The following is a 24,479-nucleotide window of genomic DNA, read 5'->3' as shown; positions in this document are numbered from 1 at the left end:
GCTGAAAGGTGGGGGCGCCGCATGCTTTTGCCGTTCAGCTGCGTCGGGCACGTCATCCGCTCAACATCGAATCGCCACGCTTCTGTCATGCTCGCTTCCTAGTCTGACGTTCGACACGTCAGGGGGAATGCGCATGATCGATGTAGAGAAGGCTCTGCTGGCCAAGGCGCCGAAGGTCGGGGGCTGGCCTCGTTGGGGACGACAGCTGTTGATGTCCGGCCTCAAGCGTCTGGTACACGAGCGTGAGATCAATGCCTTCCTCAAGCAGCATCGGCGTGCCGGTGGGCTCGAGTTTATCGATGCGGTGCTTGATCACCTGAATTTCGGCTATTCGCTGTCGTCGCGAGATCGAGACAACATTCCGGTGGCCGGTCGGGTCGTCATCGTGGCCAATCATCCACTGGGCGCCCTTGATGGCCTTGCCCTGGTGCGCATGGTGGCGGACGTGAGGCCGGATGTAAAAATCATCGCCAACGACCTGCTGATGCAGCTGTCTCCCCTGGCGCCGCTGCTGTTGCCGGTGGACAACTTGTCTCGCCGCGGTTTCCGCAAGAGCCTGCAGGGTATCGTCGACGCCCTGGACGATGAGCAGGCAGTGATCGTGTTTCCCGCGGGGGAGGTCTCGCGGGCAGGTCCTGGAGGCATCCGGGATGGCAACTGGCTGTCCGGTTTCCTGCATGCGGCGCGGCGCACCAACGCGCCCATCCTGCCGGTGCATGTGGGCGGCAGAAACTCTCCGCTGTTCTACTCCCTGACGTCGCTGTACTCCCCGCTGGGGACCTTGCTGCTACCCAACGAGATGTTTCGCCAGCAGGGGCGCCATATCACGATCAAGATCGGCGGCGAAATTCCGCTGGCTCGGTTTGATCGAGACGACCTGGCGACTCAGGCGAAGCTGAAGCTGCTGCGCAAGCATATCTATCGGTTGGGGCGCGGCAAGAAGGGGGTGTTTGTCAGCGAGGCGGGGATCGCTCATCCCGAGAACCGCCAGCACCTGCGCGAAGAGCTAGCGCAGGCTGAGGTGCTGGGTAAGACCCCGGATGGCAAGCAGATTTTGTTGTTTGAGCACCAGCCAGATTCCGCCGTCATGCGGGAAATCGGACGGCTGCGGGAGATTGCCTTTCGCCGTGTCGGTGAAGGGACGGGCAAGAAGCGCGACCTGGACGAATACGACGAGCACTATCGTCATCTGGTGCTGTGGGATGACCGCGATCTGGAAATCGCCGGGGCTTACCGCTTGGGGGATGTGGGCCACATCCTCGACAGCATCGGCATCGAGGGGCTTTACAGTGCGACCATCTTTCACCTCGACCAGGCGCCCTGGGAGCAGTGGCGTCATGGGCTGGAACTGGGCCGCAGTTTCGTCCAGCCACGCTACTGGGGACGGCGCAGTCTAGATTACCTGTGGCATGGGTTAGGCGCCTATCTTCGCCACCATCCCGAGGTGCGCTGGATGTTTGGCCCCGTCACCATACCCAACCATTTGCCACCGCTGGCCAAGGACCTGCTGGTCAGCTACTACCGGCACTATCATGCCGATGGCGACAGCCTGATTCGGGCCAAGGCGGTCTGCCCACTGTCCCGCGCCGGGCGCGAAGAGGCGGATCGCCTGTTTGATGGCAATGATGTGGCAGAGGATTTCTTGCGCCTCAAGGCCGCGCTTCAGACCATGGGGGCGGGTGTGCCCGCACTCTACAAGCAGTATGTCGATGTCGCTGAGCCTGGCGGGGTGTCGTTCAAGGCCTTTGGCGTCGACACGGCGTTTGGCTACTGCATCGACGGCCTGGTGGTGGTGGATGTGGCGCGGCTCAAGGCGGACAAGCGCAAGCGCTACATCGGGGCTGCATCAGCCCCTGCCCATGCATAGGCGTGTCACCACCTTGGTGTGCAAACACGAGGTGTGCATAGGTTGGGTGTGCATGCTTGGGCGCGTCAACAGGGCGCGAGTCAAACCGTCGGGCTGCAAGGGCCTTCTGGTTTAGACGACCATGTCGTTTTGCTCGTCGTCCAGGGCAATGGCGATGCGTCCCTTGAGGCGGGTGCTCAACTCACTCAGGTCCACGGGCGCGTCAGTGGGCCAGCCCAGGGTCAGACTGACGCCTTCGGCCGCGTAGTCGACCGCGTCGACAGGAATGTGCCGGGACTCACACCACTGGCGCGCGTCGGCTTCGCCCGCAAAGTCGACCTGGATACGCACCTGGCGGCGCTCTACGCATTCGCGCCTGGGCAGTGTCTCCAGGGCCTTGACCAGGGCCTGGGTGTACGCCCGCGCCAGTCCGCCAGTGCCCAACTTGGTGCCGCCAAAGTAGCGAATCACCACCGCTGCGGTCTGGCCGATTCCGTCACCCTCCAGCGCCTGGAACATGGGACGTCCCGCGGTGCCGCCTGGCTCGCCGTCGTCGGAAAAGCCGATGTGGACCTGCTCGCCGGGAGGGCCAGCCAGATAGGCGCTGCAGTGGTGGCTGGCATTGGGGTGCTGTCGCCGGGCCTCGGCCAGCAGCACATTGAAAGCGTCCACATCAGGGGCGTGAGCCACCCAGGTGATGAAGCGGCTTTTTTCCACCTCAATTTCCGCCACGTGCCATTCGCCTGCCGCGAGATCCGGTATCGGGTAGCGCATCAGGCAACCAGTTCTGCCTGGCGAGCCACGCCCATCACCAGTCCAAGCACCCGAATGTCACTGTTTTTCAGGTAGATGGGCGGCATTGTCTCGTTGGCGGGCTGAAGCCGCACGCCATTCTTCTCGATGTACAGCTTTTTCAGGGTGACCTCCTGATCATTGATCATCACCACCGCGGTTTCGCCGTTCTCGGCGCTTTCCTGGCGTTCGATAATGATCACATCGCCGTCGAAGATATTGCAATCGATCATCGAGTTGCCGCACACCTTCAGCGCGTAGGTGTTGCGACGCACCATGCGCGAAGGTACCTGCAGAGTCGCGTTGTCGAGGCAGGCTTCGATGGGCATCCCGGCGGAGACATGTCCCAGCAGGGGGATGTCCACCAGCGCATCGGGGGTGTCAATGGGCTCCCAGCTGTCGGCGATGGGCAGGTTGGGCAGGCGTTGAAGGAACTGGCAGGTCGCGATATCCATGGCACGGTGTCTCCCTGGTGGTAAGGGTCGGGCTGTCACGGGTACGGAAGTGCGGCGCGGGCTGGGCTCCGGCGGCGGGTCATACTGGATACTGTCGATTCATACAGTACACGAGAAAGATAGCAGGGCCTAGCGTTCGCGCAAGTGCCATGGATCAACGAAAGGTGCATTGGCTGTGCGATTGCGCTGGTACGAGGGGCCGGCTGTCTGGTTCGTATGTGGCAATCGGTGTAAAGTCTGTGCGTGTTTTCCCCCTCTCGGTCCTGGCAGTGGAGTGCCCTTTGCGTCTGTGTCTTGAAGCCCGACAACTGGCCTGTGAGCGCGACGGTCGCTGGCTGTTTCATGGGCTCGACCTCATTCTCGGGGCAGGCGACGTTCTGCGGATCGAGGGCCCCAACGGCAGCGGCAAGACGACGCTGCTGAAGGTGCTGTGCGGCCAGATCAGCGACGTGGAAGGGCAGGTGTTATGGGACGGCAGAGCGCTGTCCAAGGCACGCGCCGACTTGCTGGCCAATCTGCTCTACCTTGGCCACGCGCCGGGTATCAAGGCCCACCTGACGGCGATGGAAAATCTGCGCTGGTATCAGGCCTTGGCAGGTCGCCGATGTAGCGATCGCGAGCTTGGCGCAGCGCTGGCCGAGGTCGGCCTGGCGGGCTTCGAGGATGTGGTGGCCTCCCAGCTGTCCGCTGGACAGCAACGCCGAGTGACCTTGGCCCGCCTTGTGCTCAGTCGTCATCCACTGTGGATCCTGGATGAGCCTTTCACGGCCATTGACGTCGATGGCGTGTCGGCGCTGGAGCAGCGTCTGGTCGAGCACGCCGGCCGGGGCGGTGCCGTACTGGTCACCACCCATCATGCCCTGGCCAATGTGCCTGGTCTGCGCAGGCTGTCCCTGTCAGGCCCTGCCCGGGAGGTGGCATGAGCGCTTGTTCCACTGACGTCGAGCCCGCGGTGGTGGCGGTCAAGGAGGCCGGCGCGGGTCTGGGGATGGCGCTATGGGCGACCTTTCAGCGAGATCTCGTCGGCGTGGCCAGGCGTCCCGCTGACGCGCTGACCCCGCTGGTGTTCTTCGCCATGGTCATCACCTTGTTTCCCCTGGGAATTTCGCCGGAACCGGAGCGTCTGGCCTGGATAGCCCCCGGCGTGCTGTGGGTGGCGGCTTTGCTGTCCGCGCTGCTGTCGCTGGATGGATTGTTCCGCGCGGATTATGAAGACGGCACGCTGGAGCAGCTGTTGCTGGCTCCCCACCCGCTGTCACTGTTGGTGGTGGCGAAGGTGCTGGTGCACTGGCTGACCACAGGTCTGCCGCTGGCACTGATGGCCCCGTTGCTGGGAGTGCTGCTGGCCTTGCCCCAGGGCAGCTACCTGGCCTTGAGTGTCACCCTGGCCGTGGGCAGCGGCTGCATCAGCCTGATCGGGGCCATTGGCGCTGGATTGACGGTAGGGTTGGCCCGCGGAGGCATGCTGTTGTCGCTGTTGGTGCTGCCATTGTTCATGCCGGTCCTGATCTTCGGTACAGGAGCCATGGGGGCGGCGCTGTCGGGGGGCGAGTGGCTGCCTCACCTGGCGGTGATCGGCGCCATGCTGGCGCTGGCACTGGCCAGTGCACCGTTGGCGATTGCCGCGTCACTGCGCATTAGCGTGCATGGCTGATGCGCTGATGTCGGCGACACGATTTCACGCTTGATCGAGGTACAACGCTCATGTGGGCCTTCTTTCACAAACTGGGGTCGCCGCGCTGGTTCTACGGCATCGCGGCCAGGCTGGCACCATGGTGCTGGGGCCTGGCGCTGGCGTTGATTGTGGTGGGGAGCGTCTGGGGACTGGCGTTTGCGCCATCCGACTACCAGCAGGGCAACAGCTTTCGCATCATCTACGTCCACGTGCCGGCGGCGTTTCTGGCCCAGTCGATCTTTATCGCCTTGGCCGCGTCAGGCTTCGTGTTCATGGTCTGGAAGGTCAAGATCGCCGACATGGCCGCGGCGATGATGGCGCCCCTGGGCGCCGCCATGACCGCGATTGCGCTGCTGTCAGGCTCCGTCTGGGGCAAGCCGACCTGGGGCACCTGGTGGCAGTGGGACGCGCGCCTGACCTCGATGCTGATTCTGCTGTTCCTGTACGTGGGCGTGATGTTGATCCGGCGCGCCTTTCCGCGTCCACTTAGCGGCTCGAAGGCGGCCTCGGTGCTGGCCATGGTCGGGGTAATCAACATTCCGATCATCAAGTACTCGGTGGAGTGGTGGAACACGCTGCATCAGCCGGCCAGCTTCACCCTCACCGAACGGCCGGCCATGCCTACCGAGATGTGGCTACCGCTGTTGATCATGGTGCTGGGTTTCTATGCCTTTTTTGCCGCTTTCACCCTGACCCGCACGCGCACTGAAATTCTACGCCGCGAAGGCAGCAAGCGCTGGGTCAAGGAGCTGTTCAAGGAGGATGCGTGATGGCATTCGAATCATTGGCTGAGTTGTGGCAGATGGGCTCCCATGGCCCCTACGTCTGGACGGCCTGGGGTGCCACTCTGGGGGTGCTGCTGCTTAGCGTGTTGCTGGTATGTGGTGAAAGTCGTGACGTTCGGCGCACCCTGCGTCGTCGACTCAGGCGAGAAGGCGCCGCGGCGCTGAAGTCCACGGAGGGGCGCCATGAGGGCTAAACGTCGAAATCGGATGTTGCTGGTGCTCGGGCTGGTGGCGCTGTGTGCGGTGGCGGTGGGGCTGACGCTGTATGCGTTGCGCTCCAATATCAATCTCTTCTTCAGTCCAGTGCAGATTGCCGCGGGAGAAGCTCCCGTCGACCGCCAGCTGCGGGCCGGAGGCATGGTCAAGGAAGGCAGCGTGCGGCGTGATAGCGACAGCCTGGACGTCAGCTTCGTGGTCACTGACTATGTCGACGACGTTGAAGTCCGCTACAGCGGCATCCTGCCTGACCTGTTTCGCGAAGGGCAGGGGGTCGTGGTGGTCGGTAAATTGACCGGTGATGGCATCATCGCTGCCGACAAGGTACTGGCGAAGCACGACGAGAACTACATGCCGCCCGAGGTTGCCGAGGCGCTTGAAAAGGCCGGCTATTCCCCCGCCGACTACAAGCAAGCCGCGCCGGGTTCCCCCCAGTGACGCACAGACCGGGCAGACCAAGGTGATGTCATGCTGATCAAGATGATCCCCGAGATCGGACACTATGCGCTGGTTATCGCGCTGTTGATGGCAGTGGTGCAAGCGGTGCTGCCTCTGGCGGGGGCTGCCACGCGACGTCCCTTGTGGATGGCCTATGCCAGGCCCATGGCGGCCGGCCAGCTGGCCTTTCTGCTGATCGCCTACGGCTGCCTGACAGCCAGCTACCTGCTGGATGACTTCAGCGTGGTCAACGTGGCCAACAACGCCAATTCGTTGCTGCCCTGGTATTACAAGTTCAGCGCGGTGTGGGGCAACCACGAGGGCTCGGTCCTGCTGTGGAGCCTTATCCTGGGAATCTGGACCTTCGCGGTCGGTTGCTTCTCGGGTCGCCTGCCGCCTGACATGGTGGCGAGGGTGCTGGGAGTGATGGGACTGGTCAGCGTCGGCTTTCTGGCCTTCGTGCTGATCACGTCCAACCCATTCGAGCGCTCGCTGCCCAATATTCCGGCGGACGGTGCAGACCTCAATCCGCTGCTGCAGGACGTCGGCCTGATCATTCATCCGCCGATGCTGTACATGGGCTATGTCGGTTTCAGCGTGGTCTTTGCCTTTGCCATTGCGGCCCTGCTGGGGGGGCGTCTCGACAGCGCCTGGACCCGTTGGGTGAGACCCTGGACCAACATCGCCTGGGCTTTCCTCACGGTCGGCATCGCCCTCGGCAGCTGGTGGGCGTACTACGAATTGGGCTGGGGCGGCTGGTGGTTCTGGGACCCGGTGGAAAATGCTTCCCTGCTGCCGTGGCTGGCCGGCACTGCGTTGATCCATTCGCTGGCGGTGACCGAAAAGCGCGGGACCTTCAAGAGCTGGACGGTGCTGCTGGCGATCACCACCTTCTCGCTATCGTTGATGGGGACCTTCCTGGTCCGCTCCGGCGTTCTGACCTCGGTCCATGCCTTTGCCAATGATCCGTCGCGGGGACTGTTCATCCTGGTCCTGCTGGGTATCACCGTCGGCCTGTCGTTGCTGATCTTTGCCCTGCGTGCGCCGCGGGTCAGCCAGCCAGGCGGCTTCAATTGGCTGTCTCGGGATGCGCTGTTGCTGGTCAACAATATCCTGCTGGTGGTGATGACGGTGACGGTGCTGCTCGGGACGGTCTATCCGCTGCTGCTGGATGCGCTGAACCTCGGCAAGATCAGCGTGGGGCCGCCTTACTTCAATGCCTTGTTCGTGCCGTTGACGGTATTGCTATGCGTGTTCATGGGGCTGGGGCCCAGCGCCCGCTGGAAGCGCATGAGTGGTCGCGAGCTGCTGTCGCGGCTGTGGCTGGCGGGAGCCGCTGCGCTGGTCATTGGCGTGCTGGCACCGCTCGCCTATACCGGGGCATGGAATCTCAAGGCGTCCATTGGCCTGGTGGCAGCCCTGTGGCTGGTGCTGTCGCTGGCACGGGACCTGTGGGACAAGACCTCCCGCGGCGCTTCCCGACGCCAGGCAGTGATGCGCCTGACGCCAGCTTACTGGGGCATGGTGCTGGGCCACCTAGGCCTCGCGGTCACGATTGTCGGTGTCGCTCTGGTCTCCAACTATTCGGTGGAGCGCAATGTGCGGATGAATGTCGGCGATAGCGTCGATGTCGCTGGCATCCGTTTCCACATGACCGCTCTGGATGAGCGCAGGGGGCCCAACTTCGTCTCCGATGCTGCGACCATCGAAGTGACCCGCCAAGGCGCCACGCGGAGCTTCGAGATGCATCCAGAAAAGCGCCTCTATATTGCCAGGGGGATGCCGATGACCCAGGTCGCGCTGCGTCCGGGACTGTTCCATGACCTGTATGTGGCCATGGGCGAAGAGCTCGACGATGGCAGCTGGGCGCTGCGGGTGCAGATTAAACCCTTTGTTCGCTGGCTGTGGCTGGGGGCGTTGCTGATGGCGGCAGGCGGCATGATGGCCGTGGCGGACCGTCGCTATCGACGCCAGCTCAGCACCCGTGCACCTGAGCGCGAGTCGAGCAGTGCGGCCAGCTCCGGCGTGGTCAGCGCCAGTCAGGTCACCTCCAAGGAAGTGCGGGCATGAAACGACGGCTACTACTATTGGTGCCACTGGTGCTGTTTCTGGTGTTGGGAGCCTTCCTGTATCAGGGGCTGTCGATCAACCCCTTCGACAGAGAGTCGGCGCTGATGGCGCGCGAGTTTCCCGCCTTCGAGCTGACCACGCTGGATAATCCCCAGCAGCGCGTGGATGAAGGGGATATCAAGGGAGAGGTGACCTTGGTCAACGTGTGGGGCAGCTGGTGTCCCACCTGTCGCCAGGAAATGCCGCAGCTTCTGGACCTGGCGGACCGAGGCGTGCGCTTGATCGGTGTCGACTACAAGGAGACCGCTGCCAGCGATGCGGAAAAGCGCGCGCAGGGCCAGGCGTTCCTGACCCAGTTCGGTAACCCTTTTGCCTTCAACGTGTTTGATCCACTGGGCAGCCTGGGCTTTGATCTCGGCGTTTACGGGGCTCCCGAGACGTTTCTGGTAGACGCAGACGGTATCATTCGCTACCACCACACCGGTTACATCACTGCTGATGACGTGGAGAGCATCATTATGCCGGAGGTGGAGAAATGGCGCTGAAGGCACCTTCTCAAGGTCACCCTTGGCTGGCCAGCGTGCTGCTGTTGACGGGCTGGCTGCTGGCCCTGCCGGTAATGGCAGAAGCGATTGAAGTGCGTCGCTTTGAAAGTCCGGTGACGGAGCAGCGCTATCAGTCGCTAACGGCGACCTTGCGCTGCCCCAAGTGCGAGAACCAGGCCATTGGAGACTCCAACTCGCCGATTGCCGCGGACATGCGTGACAAGGTCTATGAACAGCTGAATGACGGCAGGTCTGACAAGGAAATTATCGACTTCATGGTCCAGCGGTTTGGCGACTACGTGCTCTACAACCCCCGGCTGGAAGGTCGCACCCTGCTGCTGTGGGGGCTGCCTGGGGCGTTGGTGGTGGTCGGCGGGCTGGCGCTGTGGGCCATCATTCGCTCTCGCCGTCGGGTGAGTGTCCGGCAGCTGTCTGCCGAAGAGCAGGCCCGTCTGGACGAACTGATTGATCGAGAGAGACGCTCATGACGCTGCTGTGGCTCGCCTTTGCCCTGTTACTGTTACCGGCTGCCTGGCTGCTGATCCTGCCTCTACGGCGAGCGGCGTCTCTGGAGCAACGTCAGCGCGAGCTGGAAGCCAACGACGATGCGGCTGCCCAGAATGTGGCGGTGTATCGCCGTCGCCTGGCCTCGCTTGAGGCCGCCAGGTCTCGCGGCGACATTGACGCTACCCGTTTCGATGAGGATGTCAGCGAACTGAAGCGTGCGCTGCTCGACGATACCGAACGGCTAAAGCGGGCTCCGCTCAAGTCAGCGGGATCGGGCAAGCTGGCGATTCCTGTGGTGCTGCTGCTGGTCATCGTGACCAGTGTGGTGTGGTATCAGCGCGAAGGTGCCGAAGGCGATCTGGTGCTTTATCACACCATCGAAGAGGTGCGTAACGACCCCGCGGCCAGCCTGGCGCTGATGCTGGAGCGCCTTGAGGCCCAGGCCGACCGCCAGCCCGACAATCCCCGCGTGTGGCAAACCCTCTATCCCCTCTACCGAGATAGCGGCGCCTACCGCGAGGCCGGTCAGGCCATCGAGCGGGTGCTGGCGCTGGAAGGGCGCTCCCCCTGGTGGCTTGGTGAGCTGGCCAAGATGGAGTACTTCACCAACGAAGGGCGGTTGAACGAGCGTATCCTGGCGCTTTCACGGGAGGCCAGTCGTGAGGCGCCGAACCTGCCCTCCGCCATGTGGTTCCTGGGAGTCGAGGCCTTTCAGCAGGATGATTATCAGGCGGCCCTGGGGTACTGGCGCAGAGGTCTGTCCGCCGCAGACGGCTCCCCCCTGCAGGAAGCCATGCGGCAGGGCGTGGCCCAGGCGGAGCAACGTCTCGCTCCGGCGGGTCAGCACGCCATTCGCATTCGCCTGTCTCTGGCACAAACGCTGCAGACCGACCGGCTGCCCCCATCCACCACCGTGTTCGTGGTGGCCCGTGACAGCGACGGCAAGCTTCCTCCTCTGGCGATCCAGCGCCTGACCCTGGCCGAGCTGCCAGCGAGCATTACCCTGGATGCCGGTGATGCCATGTCGCCGATGGCCAGCCTGGAGGATGTCGACCAAGTACGCCTGTTGGCACGGGTCTCACCCAGCGGTCAGGCGCAGCCGCAGCCCGGTGATCTGATGGGACAGCGTGAAGGGGTTGCAGTGGGGGCCTCGGATCAGGATCCTGTCACGCTTGTCATCGATCAAGTGATTGAATAACCCATGCGTCTGACGTCGATCCGGCTGGCCGGCTTCAAGTCCTTTGTCGACCCGGTCACGGTGCCCTTCGACAGCAACATGACCGCGATCGTCGGTCCCAATGGCTGCGGCAAGTCGAACATCATCGATGCCGTGCGCTGGGTCATGGGTGAATCCTCGGCCAAGACCCTGCGCGGCGAGTCGATGACCGACGTCATCTTCAATGGCTCCACCGGGCGCAAACCCGTGGGCATGGCATCCATTGAACTGACGTTCGATAACCGTGACGGGACCATGGGGGGCGTCTACGCCCAGTACGCCGAAATATCGGTCAAGCGCCAGGTCACCCGTGACGCCCAGTCCAGTTATTTCTTCAATGGCCAGAAGTGCCGTCGCCGCGATATCGCCGATCTGTTCCTGGGGACCGGCCTTGGTCCCAGATCCTACGCCATCATCGGCCAGGGAATGATCTCGCGGCTGATCGAAGCTCGGCCCGAGGAGCTGCGTTCTACCCTCGAAGAGGCGGCCGGTATCTCCAAGTACAAGGAACGACGACGCGAGACGGAAAATCGCATGCGTCGGACCCAGGAAAACCTGGATCGTCTGGACGATATTCGAGAAGAGCTCGACAAGCAGCTCGAGCGACTCAAGCGACAGGCAGAAGCCGCCAAACGGTATCAGTCGCTCAAGCAGGAAGAGCATCGGGTCAAGGGGGAGTTGGCGCTGTTGCGGGGGCGTGCCCTGCGAGCCGCCCAGACCGAGCAGGACAGTCGAGTACGCGAGCTGGAAACCGCCGTCGAGCGCGAGGTGCTGGGCATGCGCCAGTGCGAGACGCGCCTGGAAGAGGCGCGTGCCGAGCACGACGGCCTGGCCTCTGAGCTGGACCAGCGTCAGGCGAGGTTCTACGAGACCACCACCGCCATCGCTAGATTGGAACAGGAGCTCGAGCATACCCGCACCCGGGATCAACAGCTCGCCCGAGATCTTGAGAGTGCCAGGCGCGAGCTAGGTGAGCTGGATCGCCTGGGGGAGACCGACAGCGAACGTCTGGCGGCCCTGGATGACCGGCTAGAGACACTGGGACCCGAGCAGGAAGAGTTGGCCGAACAACTGGCCGAGCTCGAGGCAGCGCTGGAGGAAGCCGAGCCCGCGGTAGAAGACGCCGATGCCGAGTGGGAAGCGTTCAACGAACGCTGGCGTGGGGACAGTCATGAGGCCGAGCGTACCCAGGATCGGCTGCGCGAACTGGAGGCGCGGCTGGAGCGAATCGCTGGCGATCAGACCAAGCGGCGTCAGCAGCTGGGTGAGTTGCCCGACCTGTCCGAACTGAGTGCTCAGCGCGACGAAGTGCGTGCGCAGCTGTCCGAGCATGACGCCCGCGCCCAGGAGCTCGAGCAACGTCGAGAGAGTGTCAGTGAGCAGCGTGACGTCAGTCGCCGCCAGATCGCCGAGCATGATGCCTCCCGGGAGCAGGCTCGCTCACGGCACAGCGCCCTGACCGGTGAAATCGCCTCGCTGGAGGCATTGATCGAGGCCGCCCTGGCCGACCACGACGAAGGGCTCGACCGCCATCTCGCCGCCCATCAGCTTGACCAGGCCCCGCGCCTGGGCGAGCAGTTGGTGGTCGAGCCCGGCTGGGAAGAGGTGGTGTCATGGGTGCTGGCGCCCTGGCTCAAGGCTCGGCTAGCGCCTGACAGCAGCCTGCGCAATGCCCTGGGCGAGCCCCTGGACGCGGAACTCGCCTTGCTGTCGTCTGCCTCCCCAGGGTCGCCCCCGGGCGATAGCCTGGCAGCCAAGGTGTCCGGAGCCGGTGCCGCGGCCAGCTGGCTGTCGCGAATTCGCTGCGTCGAGTCCCGCGACGCCGCTTGGCAGGCTCGGTCCCAGCTTGATCCCGGCGACAGCCTGATGTCGGCTGACGGTCTGTGGCTAGGACCTGACTGGGCGCGCCAGCGCGGTCACGGGGAAGGTCCTGACGCGTTGCTGGTCAGTCGCGCACGGCTGAGTGAGGCCAGCGAGTCGTTGGCGCAGGAAGCGCAGCGGTTGGAGGCGCTGGACGAGGCACGGGAAAGCGCCCAGCAGGCCATGGACCAGGCCGAGCACGAGCTTGAGCAGCTGCGTCTTGCCGAGCGCGAGCTCGACCAGCAGCGGCAGCAGCTGGCGGTTCAGGACAGCGGCCTGGCCAGCCGGCTGGAGCACCTTTCACGTCGGGGTGCGGAGATCCACGAAGAGCTGGAAGGACTCAGTGAGGCAGATGAAGAGGCGCGGCTCGCCATCGAGGAAATGCGCGAGCAGTGGCAAACGGCGATGGCCCGCCTCGAAGACGGCGCCAGCGTACGCGAGCGCCTCGAGCGCTCCCGCAGCGAGGCCCGCGAGCGTCTCGCCACGTTGCGTTCTCGCCAACGCCCGCTGGCCGAACGGGCTCAGCAACTGACGCTGGAGCACCAGCGGCTGACCACCGAAAGAGCCGGCCTGGCCGAGCAGCAGGGCCGTGCGGGGGATACCCGTGCACGCTTGGAAGAGCGTGTGGCAGAGCTTGAAGAGGCCCGCGAAGGCCTGCATGAGCCTGATGAAGAGCGTCGTGAGCAACTGGATGAGTTGCTGCATCGGCGTGAGCAGGAGGAGCGTCAGCTCAACGAGTCCCGGGCCAGAGCGGCCGCGCTGGTTGAGCGCCTGAGGGATGACGAGCAGGCGCGACAGACCCATGAACGTAACCTGGACGGGGTTCGTGAGCGGCTGCAGGAAGCGCGCATGCAGGTGCAGGCGCTGGCGCTGAAGGCCGAGACCCAGGACGAACAGCTCAAGGAGTTGGGGCACGATGCGGCGGCATTGACCGAGCAGCTCGACCCGAATGCCACCGAATCGGCCTGGCAGACCCGGTTGGAAGAGCTGGGTGAGAAGATCCGGCGGCTGGGTGCCATCAACCTGGCGGCCATCGAGGAGTACGAGCAGCAGGCCGAGCGGCGCGACTATCTGGAGGCGCAGCAGGCCGAGCTGAATGAAGCGTTGGAGACACTGGACAAGGCGATTCGGCGCATTGACCAGGAGACCCGTGCCCGTTTCCGCGATACCTTCGAGCGGGTCAACGCCGGGCTGCAGTCTCTTTTTCCGCGAGTCTTTGGGGGCGGAGCCGCATGGTTGACCCTGACAGGCGAGGATTTGCTGGAGACCGGCGTGGCGATCATGGCACGACCACCGGGCAAGAAGAACAGCACCATTCATTTGCTGTCAGGGGGAGAAAAAGCCCTCACCGCGCTGTCGATGGTATTTGCGATCTTCCAATTGAATCCGGCACCGTTCTGCATGCTGGATGAAGTGGATGCACCTCTGGACGATGCCAATGTTGGCCGCTATGCCAAGTTGGTGAAGGAGATGTCCGACAGCGTGCAGTTTATCTATATCACCCATAACAAGATCGCCATGGAAGCCGGGGAACGATTGATGGGTGTCACCATGCAGGAGCCCGGTGTCTCTCGTCTGGTGTCTGTTGGCGTTGACGAAGCTGCGGCTTTGGCAGAAGCATGATGCACTTTAAAGGCGGTTATAATAGGGTGTCCCAATAAGACCATGATGCTGCATGGCAAGGTAAGCAAAGGGAGTTGGAAGGGCGAATGCGAAGGGCATTGTCGAGAAGAGCGGAAAAAATCCGACGCTTGACAAACAAAAAAGTGGCCCTTTTTTTCGCAATCACGCTATGCTGTTGACGGACAACCATCAGGCATGGCGCCTTAGCAAAGGCATGACGACCCATGGAACTAAGAGAGTGGCTGATCATTCTGGGGCTGGCACTGGTGACCCTCATCGTTATCGATGGGGCGCGTCGCCTGCAGCGCCAACGTCGCACTCCCCGCCTGGATGAGGTGCAGGGAGACGTTCTCGATGACGCTGGCTTGGATCGAAGCCAGGCACAGGAGGCCGCCGTTGCGGGCCATCCTGGCGTCAATGTGTCCGCCAGACGTGACACAGTAGACGGGGGCACTGATCTGGATGACCCCGAAGAGAGAGCGCGCGAGGAAGAAATCAATTGGGAGCTGCCCAACGGAGGGGCTCGGGTGATCAAGCCCGCCGATTTCTCCAGTGTGCAGCCCAAACCCAAGCTTGAGCGCCAGGAGCATCCTGGACCTTCTCGGGTATTGTCCGAATTCCGCTCCAGTCAGGCCCACCGTGGTAGGGCTGGGGTGACGACTGCTCAAGCGCCTGCGGCTGGGGTTGAAGAAAAAGCGCCTGCGGCTGGGGTGGATAGAACAGCGCCTGCGGCTGGGGTTGAAACAACAGCGCCTGCGGCCGGGGTGGATAGAACAGCGCCCGCGGCTGGTGTTGACGCCGAGGTTGAAACGACAGCGCCTGCGGCTGAGGTTGAAAGGTCAGCGCCTGCGGCTGGGGTGGATAGAACAGCGCCTGCGGCTGGTGTTGACGCTGAGGTTGAAAGGACAGCGCCTGCGGCTGGTGTTGAAGAAAAAGCCCCTGCACCCGCTATCCCGAGCGAGGCCCCAGAAGCGTCAGAGGCTCCACCCGCCAACACCCCGAGCGTTGCCGAGACACCGGCGGCGCACGTGGACGCAGAAGCGGCTGGTTCGGCCGATGCTGGGGATCGTCGCGAGCCGGTGCTGTCTGCCACCGCTGACGATAGCGACACCACTGGTGAAGCTGGCGTCAAGGGTGCGGAAGAGCGCACCGCAAGACGCGACCCGAACGCCATGCACCTGGCTGCCGATCCTGAAGATCATGAAGACTTCGACGAAGATCAGTATCGCCTGGTCGACTTCGAGGGCATGGGTGACTCGCTCAAGGATCGCTCACGCCGTATGGGAAGCTCCATGCAGCGCTTTGGCGCCTCGTTGCAGAAGAGCGTCAGCGAGCGCCGCGAACGGCGTGAACAGCAGAAAGCGGAAAAGGCCCGCCTCAAGGCTGAGCAGAAAGCAGAAGCTGCCAAGCGCAAGGCCGAGCAGGATGCCGAAAACGCCGCCAAGCGGGAACGCGAGCAGGCAGAGCGACAGCACCTGGCCGCAGAGCGGGAAGCTGCGCTGAAGCGGTCCGAGCGCGAGCGGACAACAGCCGAGCGCCAGCGGGCAACAGCCGAGCACGAGCAGACGCTTCAGGCCTCCCACCAGGCACCAGCGGCCGAGCCGCGCTGGGAAGCAGAGGTTCCCGAGCCCGAGTTTGACGTCGAGGATGGTAGTGGTTATGCCGCTTACGACGAAGGTTTCGATAGCGGGCACGGCGGCAAGGTACGCCCGCATCCTGTGCTGGAAAAGGCGCTTCGTCATGATGTCAATGCCGAGCACGCCCGTGACAGTCTCAGCAACGCCGAGGAAATCATCGTCATCAGCGTCATGTCCCGTGATGAGAACGGCTTCCCCGGCACAACGCTGCTAGAGCTGATGATGGCCTGCGGCCTGCGCTACAGTCGTGAGATGGGGATCTTCCACCGGTTCGAGACCGAGGACGAGGGCAGCGCCCTGCAGTTCTCCATGGTGAACGTGCTCAAGCCGGGCACCTTCCCGATCGAGGCGATGGACGACTTCACGACCCCGGGCATCACCCTGTTGATGCCGCTACCCAGCGCCAAGGACAGCTCGGCTGCCTTTGAGGCCATGGTCGAGACCGCCATGGTGATCGTGCGCCACATGGGGGGCGAGCTGAAGGATGAAAACCGCAGTGTAATGACCGCTCAAACCGTGGAGTTCGCTCGTCAGCGCGTGCAGGAGTTCGAGCGCAGGCATCGTCTGCATCGCTACCAGGTCAACTGAGAGGAGCGGCGACGCTCGTTCTCCATCGACCGACGGCTACGGCGTGATGCATGGCGAAGACTGCCACCGTGACAGCGATACCAGACAGCCGGTCAAGTCAGCAGTAAAGAGAAAGCGGCCCCGTGAAAACACGGGGCCGCTTGCATTTGCGTCGTCTGGCGAGAGCGGTCCCGCAGCGGTTTTTTCCCGAGGGGCATGGGGTAAAATGGTGCCAGACCAAGACGTTTGCTATTCGCCAAAGGGCTGACATGACCACCGACGCTTCGATTCGCGACGAGGTGGCGCAACTGCGCACCGAACTCGATGACGCCAACTATCGCTACTACGTGCTGGATGATCCGCGTCTGCCGGACATCGAGTATGACCGCAAATTGCGTCGATTGAGCGAGCTCGAGCAGGCGCACCCCGACCTCGCCAGCCCGCAGTCCCCGACCCAGCGGGTGGGGGCCAAGCCTGCCGATGGATTTCCGGAAGTCACCCATGCGCTGCCGATGCTATCCCTCGACAACGCCTTTGACGATGAGGAGCTTCGCGCCTTCGTGAACCGCGTGGCCGAACGGCTGGAGCTCTCGCCTGAGGCGCTGTCGTTTGTCTGCGAGCCGAAGCTGGATGGCGCCGCCGTGTCGCTGGTGTACGAGCAGGGTGTGCTGGTCAGCGGCGCCACCCGCGGAGATGGCCGCACCGGAGAGGGAATTCTGTCCAACCTCAAGACCCTCAAGTCGATTCCGCTGCGCTTGCGCGGTGACCAGGCACCTAGCCTGATGGAGGTGCGTGGCGAGGTGGTCATGCGCCACCGGGAGTTTGAAGCCATGAACGAAAGGGCGCGGGAGCAGGATGGCAAGGTCTTCGCCAATCCCCGCAACGCCGCCGCCGGTAGTCTGCGTCAGCTCGATCCCAGAGTGACGGCCAAGCGTCCCCTGGAATTCAGCGCTTATCAGGTCGCCAGGCTGGAGCCGGATCAGGGCGCCAGGACCCACAGTGAGCTGATGCACTCACTGGCAGCGGTGGGGCTTCCGGTCAGCCGTGACCTCGAGGTGGTCACCGGCGCCGAGGGGGTGATCGACTACTGCCGGCGCCTTGGCGAGCGCCGCGATTCCCTGGATGTGGACATCGATGGCGTGGTGATCAAGGTGGATGAATTGCGCCTGCAGCGGGAGCTGGGGTTCGTCTCCCGCGCGCCACGCTGGGCGATAGCCTTCAAGTTTCCCGCCCAGGAGCAGACCACCACCTTGAAGGATGTCGAGTTCCAGGTCGGCCGAACCGGCGCCATCACCCCAGTGGCGCGACTGGAGCCTGTCAGCGTGGCAGGCGTCACGGTGTCCAATGCGACCCTGCACAACGCGGACGAGATTGCGCGCCTGGGTGTGCGCATTGGCGATCGTGTCGCTATTCGGCGCGCAGGGGACGTTATTCCTCAGGTGGTTCGGGTGGTCGAGGCTGCCGCCGACGGCGAGGGCCAAGACATCGCCTTTCCCCAGCATTGCCCGGTCTGTGAGTCCGAGATCGAGCGTATCGAGGGCGAGGCGGTGGCTCGCTGCTCCGGCGGGCTTTACTGCGCTGCCCAGCGCAAGGAAGCGCTCAAGCACTTCGCCTCACGTCGCGCGCTGGATATCGATGGGCTTGGGGTGAAGCTGATCGAGGCGCTGGTGGATCGTGACATGGTCAAGACGCCGGCGGACCTGTTCTCGCTGACGACACCGGAGCTTGCCGGGCTGCCTCGCATGGCGGAGAAGTCCGCGACCAATCTGGTCAAGGCGCTCGAGCGCTCGAAAGACACAACGCTGGGTCGGTTCATCTATGCGCTAGGGATACGCGAAGTGGGTGAAGCCACCGCGGCCAACCTGGCTAGCCACTTTGGCAGTCTGGAGGCCCTGATGCAGGCCGATGGGGAGGCCCTGGAAGCCGTCGAGGACGTAGGGCCGGTGGTGGCGAAGCATGTGGCCACCTTTTTCGACCAGGAGCACAACGTCGATACCATCAAGGCGTTGCTGGAGGCTGGAGTCCGCTGGGACGAGATCAGCGTCAGCGAGCAGGCAACACCGCTGGAAGGCCAGACCTGGGTATTGACCGGCACCCTGGAAACCATGACGCGGGATGAGGGCAAGGCGCGCCTGCAGGCGCTCGGTGCCAAGGTCTCGGGTAGCGTCTCGAAGAAGACCCATTGCCTGGTGGCTGGTCCCGGTGCGGGAAGCAAGCTGGCCAAGGCCGAACAAGCCGGTGTCCCGGTCATCGATGAAGCCACGTTTCTCGAGCGTCTAGCGCAATGGGAAGCGAGCGATAAGGAGGACGCATGAGTCGCTTCGTGGAAGTGCCGTATCGGATGCTGCCTGGCGAGACCCTCGATGCACTGCTCGAGAGCTTTGTGACTCGTCAGGGCTACGACACCACAGACACAGGGGAAGGCATGCACGGCTGGGTCAAGCAACTCAAGGCCCAGCTGGAGCGCTCAGAGTTGATCATCGCCCACGACCTGGAGACCGAGAGTACCGAAGTGCTGACACTGGCCCAGTGGCGTGCCTTTGGCAGGGATCTGGCTGACGACGAGGAAGAAGGCGATATCTAAACAGCGAAGGGACGCTCGACTCACGTCTAGCGCCCCTTCGCTGGCGATCCCCCAGTGCAGCAAGGGCGGGTATCAGTGGCGACGCTTGCCTTGAATGATGTCTCTGATCACCCTGCGCCCGGGGTGCAGATGGTCGGCCAGTGGCGCTTCTAGTGGCAGCGGTTCGTCGCAGATGCGTGATGCCAGCACCTCAGCGCACAGTGGCGCGCTGGCCAGGCCACGGGAGCCGTGGGCGGCGCTGATCCAGAGCCCCCGATGGTGACGACCTGGTGTATCAGGCACTCGGGTGGCGTCCTTTTCCAGTACCGCATAGTCCTCGACCCAGGCCTGCTGGTCGGGCAGCGGGCCTGCGTAGGGGCTCTTGTCAGGGCTGGCGCAACGTACGCCACCTCTACCGTCGAGAGACTCGGTACTTAGCGTGATTCCCTGTGCACGCAGCCGGTCGGTGTAGCCAGGCAAGGTCTGGTCGAGTTCTCTTAGATTGGCCGCATGATCCTCTGGCAGCGTGTCGGCATCGCTGCAGCCGGGGACGAAGGTGGCGCCAAAGGTCAGTACGCCCTCCAGGGGCGGAGCCACATAGCCGCCTGCGCAGACGACCCGTTGCGGCGCCGGCGCGTCGGGGGGCAGTCGCCAGCGACTGACCTGGCCTCTGACCGGCTGCAGCGGCAGCCCCTGGGTATACGCGAACTGGTTTGCCTGGTGGGCAGTGGCGATGACGACCTGGTCTGCGTCAACCGCCACCTGACTGCCATCCGCTGCGGTGCCGAGCAGACGCCAGCCCTGGTCTGACGCCCTCAGATCGTGGATCTGGGCCTTCACGAGGTTCACGCCAGGACGTGCGACCAGAAACTCGCACAGGGCGCGTGGCTTGACCCAGCCCGCTCCGGGATAACAGAGCCCACCCGCTGTCACAGGCACTCCTGCCAGTTGTGATGCCTGCGCGGCATCGATCGAATGCACCACCGAGTGCGGCAGCGGGTGATGCTCGAGGAAGCGCCGCTGACGACGAGCCTCGCGGTCCCCATGAGCCAGCTGCAGCACGCCACAGGGTGACCACAGTTGACCCTCGCCGTCGAGCCGAGCCAGCCAACGCTGGCTATAGAGCAGACCAGCCAGGTAGACCCTGCTCTGGTGGTTGGTATCGGCCGCCAGCTTGACGTAGAGGGCGCCCTGTTCGTTGCCCGACGCCCCGGCCCCGGGCGCAGTGCTGTCGATCAAGGTGACCTCGATACCACGGCGAGCCAGCGCCTCGGCGGTGGCACAGCCGGCGATCCCGGCGCCGATGATGGCCACCCGGCGATGGGGCAGAGCTGGCGGTGGGCTATACCAGGGGGTGGCCTGACGCCGCTTGTCGGCTGGGGGCGTGTCGATCTCGCCGGCCAGCATCTCGCGTTTACGTCCATGGCCTGGGACCTTGCGCCACTGAAAGCCCGCTGCCTTGAGGCCACGCTTGACGATACCCGCGCAGGTGAAGGTGGCAAACGTCGCGCCTGGGCGCGAGCGCGCCGCCATCTGCTCAAACAGCGCGGGTTGCCACATGTCAGGGTTCTTGGCCGGGGCGAAGCCATCCAGGAACCAGGCATCCACTCGGCCATCCAGCAATGCCAGGCGCTCGCTACTGTCCCCGATGTGGAGGTCCAGAGTCACCCGCGGGGACAGCGTCAATCGGTGAACGCCGATGACCGGTTCAGGCCAGGCCTCGATGAGCGCGGCGGCGCGATCCGCCAGGTCTGGCCACCCCGCCAGCGCTTGGGCAAGGTCAGCGGCGGACATGGGGTAGCGCTCAGTGGACACCAGGTGAAGGCGAGCACCGGCGGGGGCGTGCTGGTCAAAGGCTTGCCAGGCACACAGCATATTCAAACCCGTACCGAAGCCTGTCTCGCCGATCACGAAGGGCCGCTCCAGGGTCCATTCCTGGAATCGCTGGGGCAGGTGATTGGCGTGAATGAACACGTGCTCGGTCTCCGCGCGACCGTCATGGCGGGAGAAGTAGACGTCGTCGAAGACGCGTGAGTGCGGGCTCAGGCCGCTGCTTTCCTCACGCCATTCAAGCTCGGCCGGCGTTGCGGAGGTCAGGGCGGGAAGGCCGTCGGGAGCGTGGGTCACGGCTATCGGTTCCTGCGGGTGGGAGCTGGTCAAGAAATGATCATCTTGCTGTCATAAGCGTGACAGCAGGGCTGCAGCAATGCGTCCGCGGCGTTTCAACAGACTTTTCCACAGTCTCTGTGAACAAGCTGCTGTGGATAATGGCGTCTGCGCCGTCGCAGCGAGGGGCTCCAGGATCTGGTAGCGGAACGCCTGACGCATTGGCTTGCTGGCTGACAGGGTGCTGCGTTGGATTCAGGGGTGATGGCGCCCCGACCGACGTGTCGGGGTCGCGCGTGCCTGGTTCAGGGCAGGACCTTCTTGAAAGGCTTGACGCTGACGTTGGCGTAGACGCCCGCGATCACGTAGGGATCGGCGTCCGCCCAGGCCTGGGCGGTGGCCAGGTCGGCAAATTCGGCCACGACCAGACTGCCGCTGAATCCGGCATCTCCAGGGTTGTCGCTGTCGACGGCGGGGTGCGGGCCAGCCAACACCAGTCGTCCTTCGTCACGCAGCGCTTCAAGGCGGGCCAGATGGTCCGGTCGCGCGGCCAGGCGCCGTTCCAGGCTGTTATCCACATCTTCACTGATGATAGCGTAGAGCATCGCATCTTCCTCGATTAGGGCCCGAGCGTGACAGCTGGGGCAGGCTAACTGGCATTACCGGATGGCGTCGGCGCGGACAGGTAAATGCCCGTTGAACCGGTCACGGGAGCGGCAGCACAGGCTGGCGTTCAGGGCGTCAGCATTGACCGTGGCGGGCGCCACGCGCACCATGGACGGCATATTCTGTCAAAGTCGCCGCCCGGCGTCATGTCGAGGAGCCAGTTTCCTGTCCCATGCCTTCCCTTTTTGATACCCCTGCGCTTGCTGATACGCCGGCGCTGGACAGCCGCGCTGCGCTGGTTGATACCTTCGAAGGCGCGCCCCTCGCCGTTGACCTCCACATGCATTCCACGGCCTCGGATGGCGCTCTCGCACCCACTGCGCTGATGGACCTTTGCCATCAGAAAGGGCTGAGCCACGTCGCTCTCACCGATCATGACACCCTGGCTGGGGTGGATGAGGCGGGCCAGCGTGCCCGCGACTTGGGCATGTCACTGCTGCCGGCCACGGAGCTTTCCTGCCAGTGGCGGGGGATCAATATCCATGTGGTGGGCTTGCTGCCTGGTGGCGCCGGTCCCCTGCTCGAAAGCGGTCTGGCCGGGCAGGCGCTGGCGCGGGAAAAACGCGCCGACACTATCGCCAAGCGGCTGGAGCGCATCGGGCTGAGCGACGGGCTGGCCAAGGCGCGTGCCTGGGCCGGCAGTGATCGTCCGCTCAATCGCCCGGACTTTGCCCATGTCATGGTCGCCGAGGGACTGGTGGCCGATCTGCCGACCGCGTTTGGCAAGTATCTGGGCAACGGCAAGATAGGTGACGTGAAATCGCATTGGCCGTATCTGTCGGAAATCGTCGAATGGATCCTCGATAGTGGCGGCGTTGCGGTGCTGGCTCATCCCTTGCGCTACAAGCTGACCCGGCGCAAGCGTGGTCTGCTGCTGGATGAGTTCTGTGCGGCTGGCGGACAGGCAGCCGAACTGGTCAGCGGTTCCCAGAATCCAGACGTCACGCGGGATCTGGCGCGACAGCTGATGGAACGCGACATATATGGATCCCTCGGCAGCGATTTTCATTTTCCTGGGGGGCATCTGGCGCCAGGTACCATGACGGCGGTCCCGCGCACTGCCGTGCGGCCGGTATGGACCCATCCGCAGCTGTCTCGGTGGACCGCCTGAGCGGCGTGAGCGAGGACGCCGTCCGGAGCAATTCGGTCTAGGCTCACAGCAAGGCCTGAAAGACAGCGGATGCCCGGGATGCCTGATGCGCTGCTGTCATTACATACGCTCTATTGCATCGCCAGGGAGGCGACATGACTCAGTATTTTCAGATACACCCGGACAACCCCCAGAAGCGCTTGATCGATCGCGCGGTGGAGATCATCCACAAGGGGGGCGTGGTGGCCTATCCGACGGATTCGGGCTATGCCCTGGGCTGTCATCTGGGTGACAAGAAGGCCATCGAGAAGATCAAGTGGCTGCGCTCGTTGGATGACAAGCACAATTTCACCCTGGTGTGTTCGGACCTGTCCGAGATCGGTACTTATGCCAAGGTGGACAATGCCGTCTTCCGCTTGCTCAAGGCTCATACGCCTGGTGCTTACACCTTTATCCTCAACGCCACCACGGAAGTGCCCCGGCTGTTGCTGCATCCCAAGCGCCGCTCGATCGGCGTGCGGGTGCCGGACCACGAGATATCGAGAGCGCTGTTGGAGCGGCTGGGCGAACCCTTGATGAGCGTGACCCTGATTCCCGTGGACGAGACGCTGCCTATGACCGATCCGGAAGAGATTCGTGACCGCTTCGGTGCGCATCTCGACCTGATCATCGATGCCGGGGCCTGCACGCTCGAGCCCACCAGCGTCATCGACCTGCGCGAGATGCCGCCCGTCATCGTGCGTGAAGGCCGTGGGGATGTTGCGCCGTTCACCGAGTAGGCGAGCCGGAGTTGCCCCGGGGAAGCCTGCCCCGAGGCATGGTGAGTGCGAGCTGTCTATTTGTCGTCAGCAGGGCTGGGCGTTTGTTCATCGCCCGCGTCGCCCTCTGATTCAGACTCAGGTTCGGGTTCGGGTTCGGGTTCTGGCTCTGGGGCGTTGGGGTCCGGCGTTTCCTCGTCCAGCCAGGTGCCACAGATCAGGCAGTACTTGGCCCGCTGCTCATGACGGTCATGGCCGCAGCCAGGGCAGGCCTCGTCCGAGTAGCGGTCTGATCGGATCGAACGGATGACCTCGGCGGAGAACACGCCGGTGGGCACCGCGATGATCGAGTAGCCGATCAGCATGACCACCACACTGATCGCCTGGCCCAGCGGTGTGACCGGTGAGATATCGCCATAGCCGACGGTGGTCAGCGTGACCACCGCCCAGTAGATGGCGACGGGGATACTGGTGAAGCCCGCTTCCCTGGGCTCTATCAAGTACATCAGGGAGGCGAAGATCGTGACCAGCATGAACACGGTGAACAGAAACAGAAAGATCTGATGGCCGCTGCGTTTCAGGGCATCGATCAGCAACCTGCCTTCGCCGACGAACTCCATCAGTCGCAGTACTCGGAAGATGCGCAGGCTTCTGAGCAGACGAATCACGATCAGCGACTGTGCGCCGGGAATCAGGAGCGCCAGCCAACTTGGCAGGATCGCGATCAGGTCAACGGCGCCGTAGAAGCTCTTCAAGTAGTTGAGTGGGCGCTCCAGGCAGTAGAGCCGCAGGCCAAGCTCGATAGTGAAGAGAATCGTGAAGGTCCATTCCAGCGAGCGAAACAGCTCTCCATGCTCGGCGCGCAGTCCATCCACACTCTCAAGCACCACTACCAGCACGCTGAGGAGAATGGCCGTGATCAGGGCGATATCGAAGCCTTTGGCAAGGCGCGTGTCGGACTCGAAGATGATCTGAAACACGCGAGTCTTGAGGCCTTCGGCAGCCGGCTTATGGCCATTGATCACGGGCGCTTTCCTTTCGCTGTAGTGGGAGATAGGGCTGAT

At 63.6% G+C, this 24,479-nt stretch carries 21 protein-coding genes; 16 read left to right on the top strand and 5 right to left on the bottom strand.

Annotation, left to right across the window (positions count from 1 at the left end):
- The first annotated feature begins 133 nt into the window (after window positions 1-133).
- The gene (locus tag KUW18_RS03145) at window positions 134-1,867 is read left to right on the top strand and encodes a lysophospholipid acyltransferase family protein (protein ID WP_206940173.1); all 1,734 of its coding nucleotides are present in this window, start codon (window positions 134-136) and stop codon (window positions 1,865-1,867) included.
- Between the two features lie 111 nt (window positions 1,868-1,978).
- Here KUW18_RS03145 and KUW18_RS03140 read toward each other — a convergent pair whose 3' ends face one another.
- The gene (locus KUW18_RS03140; protein ID WP_222483407.1) at window positions 1,979-2,620 is read right to left on the bottom strand and encodes an IMPACT family protein; all 642 of its coding nucleotides are present in this window, start codon (window positions 2,618-2,620) and stop codon (window positions 1,979-1,981) included.
- Window positions 2,620-3,093: a transcriptional repressor LexA gene (gene lexA / locus KUW18_RS03135; RefSeq protein WP_206940169.1), complete on the bottom strand. Its 474-nt coding sequence runs from the start codon at window positions 3,091-3,093 to the stop codon at window positions 2,620-2,622. Before lexA ends, KUW18_RS03140 begins: the two co-directional genes overlap by 1 nt.
- Window positions 3,094-3,374: 281 nt before the next feature.
- On the opposite strand from lexA, the gene ccmA reads away from it, so the two are divergent.
- The 13 genes from ccmA (at window position 3,375) to KUW18_RS03070 (ending at window position 18,816) form a co-directional block, all read left to right on the top strand.
- Complete coding sequence (gene ccmA, locus KUW18_RS03130; protein WP_222484977.1) at window positions 3,375-4,016, top strand: cytochrome c biogenesis heme-transporting ATPase CcmA; 642 nt, start codon at window positions 3,375-3,377, stop codon at window positions 4,014-4,016.
- Window positions 4,013-4,747 (top strand): heme exporter protein CcmB, encoded by a 735-nt coding sequence (gene ccmB / locus KUW18_RS03125; RefSeq protein WP_224908690.1) that lies wholly within the window; start codon window positions 4,013-4,015, stop codon window positions 4,745-4,747. Before ccmA ends, ccmB begins: the two co-directional genes overlap by 4 nt.
- A gap of 50 nt (window positions 4,748-4,797) precedes the next feature.
- Entirely contained in the window at window positions 4,798-5,538 is a 741-nt protein-coding gene (locus KUW18_RS03120) for a heme ABC transporter permease (protein ID WP_206940165.1), read from the top strand.
- A complete protein-coding gene (ccmD, locus tag KUW18_RS03115; RefSeq protein ID WP_206940163.1) occupies window positions 5,538-5,747 on the top strand; it encodes a heme exporter protein CcmD in 210 nt (69 codons plus the stop codon). The genes KUW18_RS03120 and ccmD overlap by 1 nt, the downstream gene beginning before the upstream one ends.
- Complete coding sequence (ccmE, locus tag KUW18_RS03110; protein ID WP_206940161.1) at window positions 5,737-6,207, top strand: cytochrome c maturation protein CcmE; 471 nt, start codon at window positions 5,737-5,739, stop codon at window positions 6,205-6,207. Before ccmD ends, ccmE begins: the two co-directional genes overlap by 11 nt.
- Window positions 6,208-6,237: 30 nt before the next feature.
- Window positions 6,238-8,277: a heme lyase CcmF/NrfE family subunit gene (locus KUW18_RS03105; protein ID WP_315857830.1), complete on the top strand. Its 2,040-nt coding sequence runs from the start codon at window positions 6,238-6,240 to the stop codon at window positions 8,275-8,277.
- Entirely contained in the window at window positions 8,274-8,822 is a 549-nt protein-coding gene (locus tag KUW18_RS03100) for a DsbE family thiol:disulfide interchange protein (RefSeq protein WP_206940160.1), read from the top strand. The genes KUW18_RS03105 and KUW18_RS03100 overlap by 4 nt, the downstream gene beginning before the upstream one ends.
- Entirely contained in the window at window positions 8,813-9,310 is a 498-nt protein-coding gene (locus KUW18_RS03095; RefSeq protein WP_222237079.1) for a cytochrome c-type biogenesis protein, read from the top strand. Before KUW18_RS03100 ends, KUW18_RS03095 begins: the two co-directional genes overlap by 10 nt.
- Window positions 9,307-10,527: a c-type cytochrome biogenesis protein CcmI gene (ccmI, locus tag KUW18_RS03090; protein ID WP_222560807.1), complete on the top strand. Its 1,221-nt coding sequence runs from the start codon at window positions 9,307-9,309 to the stop codon at window positions 10,525-10,527. The genes KUW18_RS03095 and ccmI overlap by 4 nt, the downstream gene beginning before the upstream one ends.
- Before the next feature lie 3 nt (window positions 10,528-10,530).
- Window positions 10,531-14,028 (top strand): chromosome segregation protein SMC, encoded by a 3,498-nt coding sequence (gene smc, locus KUW18_RS03085; protein ID WP_222560806.1) that lies wholly within the window; start codon window positions 10,531-10,533, stop codon window positions 14,026-14,028.
- A gap of 224 nt (window positions 14,029-14,252) precedes the next feature.
- Window positions 14,253-16,253, top strand: coding sequence for a cell division protein ZipA (gene zipA / locus KUW18_RS03080; RefSeq protein ID WP_222560805.1), 2,001 nt, complete (start codon window positions 14,253-14,255; stop codon window positions 16,251-16,253).
- A gap of 248 nt (window positions 16,254-16,501) precedes the next feature.
- Window positions 16,502-18,547, top strand: coding sequence for an NAD-dependent DNA ligase LigA (gene ligA, locus KUW18_RS03075; RefSeq protein WP_222560804.1), 2,046 nt, complete (start codon window positions 16,502-16,504; stop codon window positions 18,545-18,547).
- Window positions 18,544-18,816, top strand: coding sequence for a YheU family protein (locus KUW18_RS03070; protein ID WP_222237084.1), 273 nt, complete (start codon window positions 18,544-18,546; stop codon window positions 18,814-18,816). The genes ligA and KUW18_RS03070 overlap by 4 nt, the downstream gene beginning before the upstream one ends.
- A 72-nt stretch (window positions 18,817-18,888) precedes the next feature.
- Here KUW18_RS03070 and mnmC read toward each other — a convergent pair whose 3' ends face one another.
- Complete coding sequence (gene mnmC / locus KUW18_RS03065) at window positions 18,889-20,922, bottom strand: bifunctional tRNA (5-methylaminomethyl-2-thiouridine)(34)-methyltransferase MnmD/FAD-dependent 5-carboxymethylaminomethyl-2-thiouridine(34) oxidoreductase MnmC (RefSeq protein WP_222560803.1); 2,034 nt, start codon at window positions 20,920-20,922, stop codon at window positions 18,889-18,891.
- Window positions 20,923-21,206: 284 nt separating this feature from the next.
- Entirely contained in the window at window positions 21,207-21,506 is a 300-nt protein-coding gene (locus KUW18_RS03060; RefSeq protein WP_206940143.1) for a YciI family protein, read from the bottom strand.
- Between the two features lie 233 nt (window positions 21,507-21,739).
- Here KUW18_RS03060 and KUW18_RS03055 point away from each other — a divergent pair, with 233 nt between their 5' ends.
- The gene (locus KUW18_RS03055; RefSeq protein ID WP_222560802.1) at window positions 21,740-22,678 is read left to right on the top strand and encodes a PHP domain-containing protein; all 939 of its coding nucleotides are present in this window, start codon (window positions 21,740-21,742) and stop codon (window positions 22,676-22,678) included.
- 134 nt (window positions 22,679-22,812) lie between these two features.
- Window positions 22,813-23,436 (top strand): L-threonylcarbamoyladenylate synthase, encoded by a 624-nt coding sequence (locus KUW18_RS03050; RefSeq protein ID WP_206940141.1) that lies wholly within the window; start codon window positions 22,813-22,815, stop codon window positions 23,434-23,436.
- A gap of 56 nt (window positions 23,437-23,492) precedes the next feature.
- Here KUW18_RS03050 and KUW18_RS03045 read toward each other — a convergent pair whose 3' ends face one another.
- Window positions 23,493-24,437 (bottom strand): ion transporter, encoded by a 945-nt coding sequence (locus KUW18_RS03045; RefSeq protein ID WP_315899912.1) that lies wholly within the window; start codon window positions 24,435-24,437, stop codon window positions 23,493-23,495.
- Between the last annotated feature and the right edge of the window lie 42 nt (window positions 24,438-24,479).

It is taken from the genome of Halomonas sp. DP5Y7-2 (assembly GCF_019802025.1).
Classification (GTDB): domain Bacteria; phylum Pseudomonadota; class Gammaproteobacteria; order Pseudomonadales; family Halomonadaceae; genus Halomonas; species Halomonas litopenaei_A.
Note: the sequence above shows the minus strand (reverse complement) of the source record. Positions and strands in the feature narration are given on the sequence as shown.

Bases quoted from the DNA above. Each gene is read 5' to 3' on its own strand.
- KUW18_RS03145 (WP_206940173.1), top strand. From the start codon at position 134: ATGATCGATGTAGAGAAGGCTCTGCTGGCCAAGGCGCCGAAGGTCGGG.
- KUW18_RS03140 (WP_222483407.1), bottom strand. From the start codon at position 2,620: ATGCGCTACCCGATACCGGATCTCGCGGCAGGCGAATGGCACGTGGCG.
- lexA (WP_206940169.1), bottom strand. From the start codon at position 3,093: ATGGATATCGCGACCTGCCAGTTCCTTCAACGCCTGCCCAACCTGCCC.
- ccmB (WP_224908690.1), top strand. From the start codon at position 4,013: ATGAGCGCTTGTTCCACTGACGTCGAGCCCGCGGTGGTGGCGGTCAAG.
- KUW18_RS03120 (WP_206940165.1), top strand. From the start codon at position 4,798: ATGTGGGCCTTCTTTCACAAACTGGGGTCGCCGCGCTGGTTCTACGGC.
- ccmD (WP_206940163.1), top strand. From the start codon at position 5,538: ATGGCATTCGAATCATTGGCTGAGTTGTGGCAGATGGGCTCCCATGGC.
- ccmE (WP_206940161.1), top strand. From the start codon at position 5,737: ATGAGGGCTAAACGTCGAAATCGGATGTTGCTGGTGCTCGGGCTGGTG.
- KUW18_RS03105 (WP_315857830.1), top strand. From the start codon at position 6,238: ATGCTGATCAAGATGATCCCCGAGATCGGACACTATGCGCTGGTTATC.
- KUW18_RS03100 (WP_206940160.1), top strand. From the start codon at position 8,274: ATGAAACGACGGCTACTACTATTGGTGCCACTGGTGCTGTTTCTGGTG.
- KUW18_RS03095 (WP_222237079.1), top strand. From the start codon at position 8,813: ATGGCGCTGAAGGCACCTTCTCAAGGTCACCCTTGGCTGGCCAGCGTG.
- ccmI (WP_222560807.1), top strand. From the start codon at position 9,307: ATGACGCTGCTGTGGCTCGCCTTTGCCCTGTTACTGTTACCGGCTGCC.
- smc (WP_222560806.1), top strand. From the start codon at position 10,531: ATGCGTCTGACGTCGATCCGGCTGGCCGGCTTCAAGTCCTTTGTCGAC.
- zipA (WP_222560805.1), top strand. From the start codon at position 14,253: ATGGAACTAAGAGAGTGGCTGATCATTCTGGGGCTGGCACTGGTGACC.
- ligA (WP_222560804.1), top strand. From the start codon at position 16,502: ATGACCACCGACGCTTCGATTCGCGACGAGGTGGCGCAACTGCGCACC.
- KUW18_RS03070 (WP_222237084.1), top strand. From the start codon at position 18,544: ATGAGTCGCTTCGTGGAAGTGCCGTATCGGATGCTGCCTGGCGAGACC.
- KUW18_RS03060 (WP_206940143.1), bottom strand. From the start codon at position 21,506: ATGCTCTACGCTATCATCAGTGAAGATGTGGATAACAGCCTGGAACGG.
- KUW18_RS03055 (WP_222560802.1), top strand. From the start codon at position 21,740: ATGCCTTCCCTTTTTGATACCCCTGCGCTTGCTGATACGCCGGCGCTG.
- KUW18_RS03050 (WP_206940141.1), top strand. From the start codon at position 22,813: ATGACTCAGTATTTTCAGATACACCCGGACAACCCCCAGAAGCGCTTG.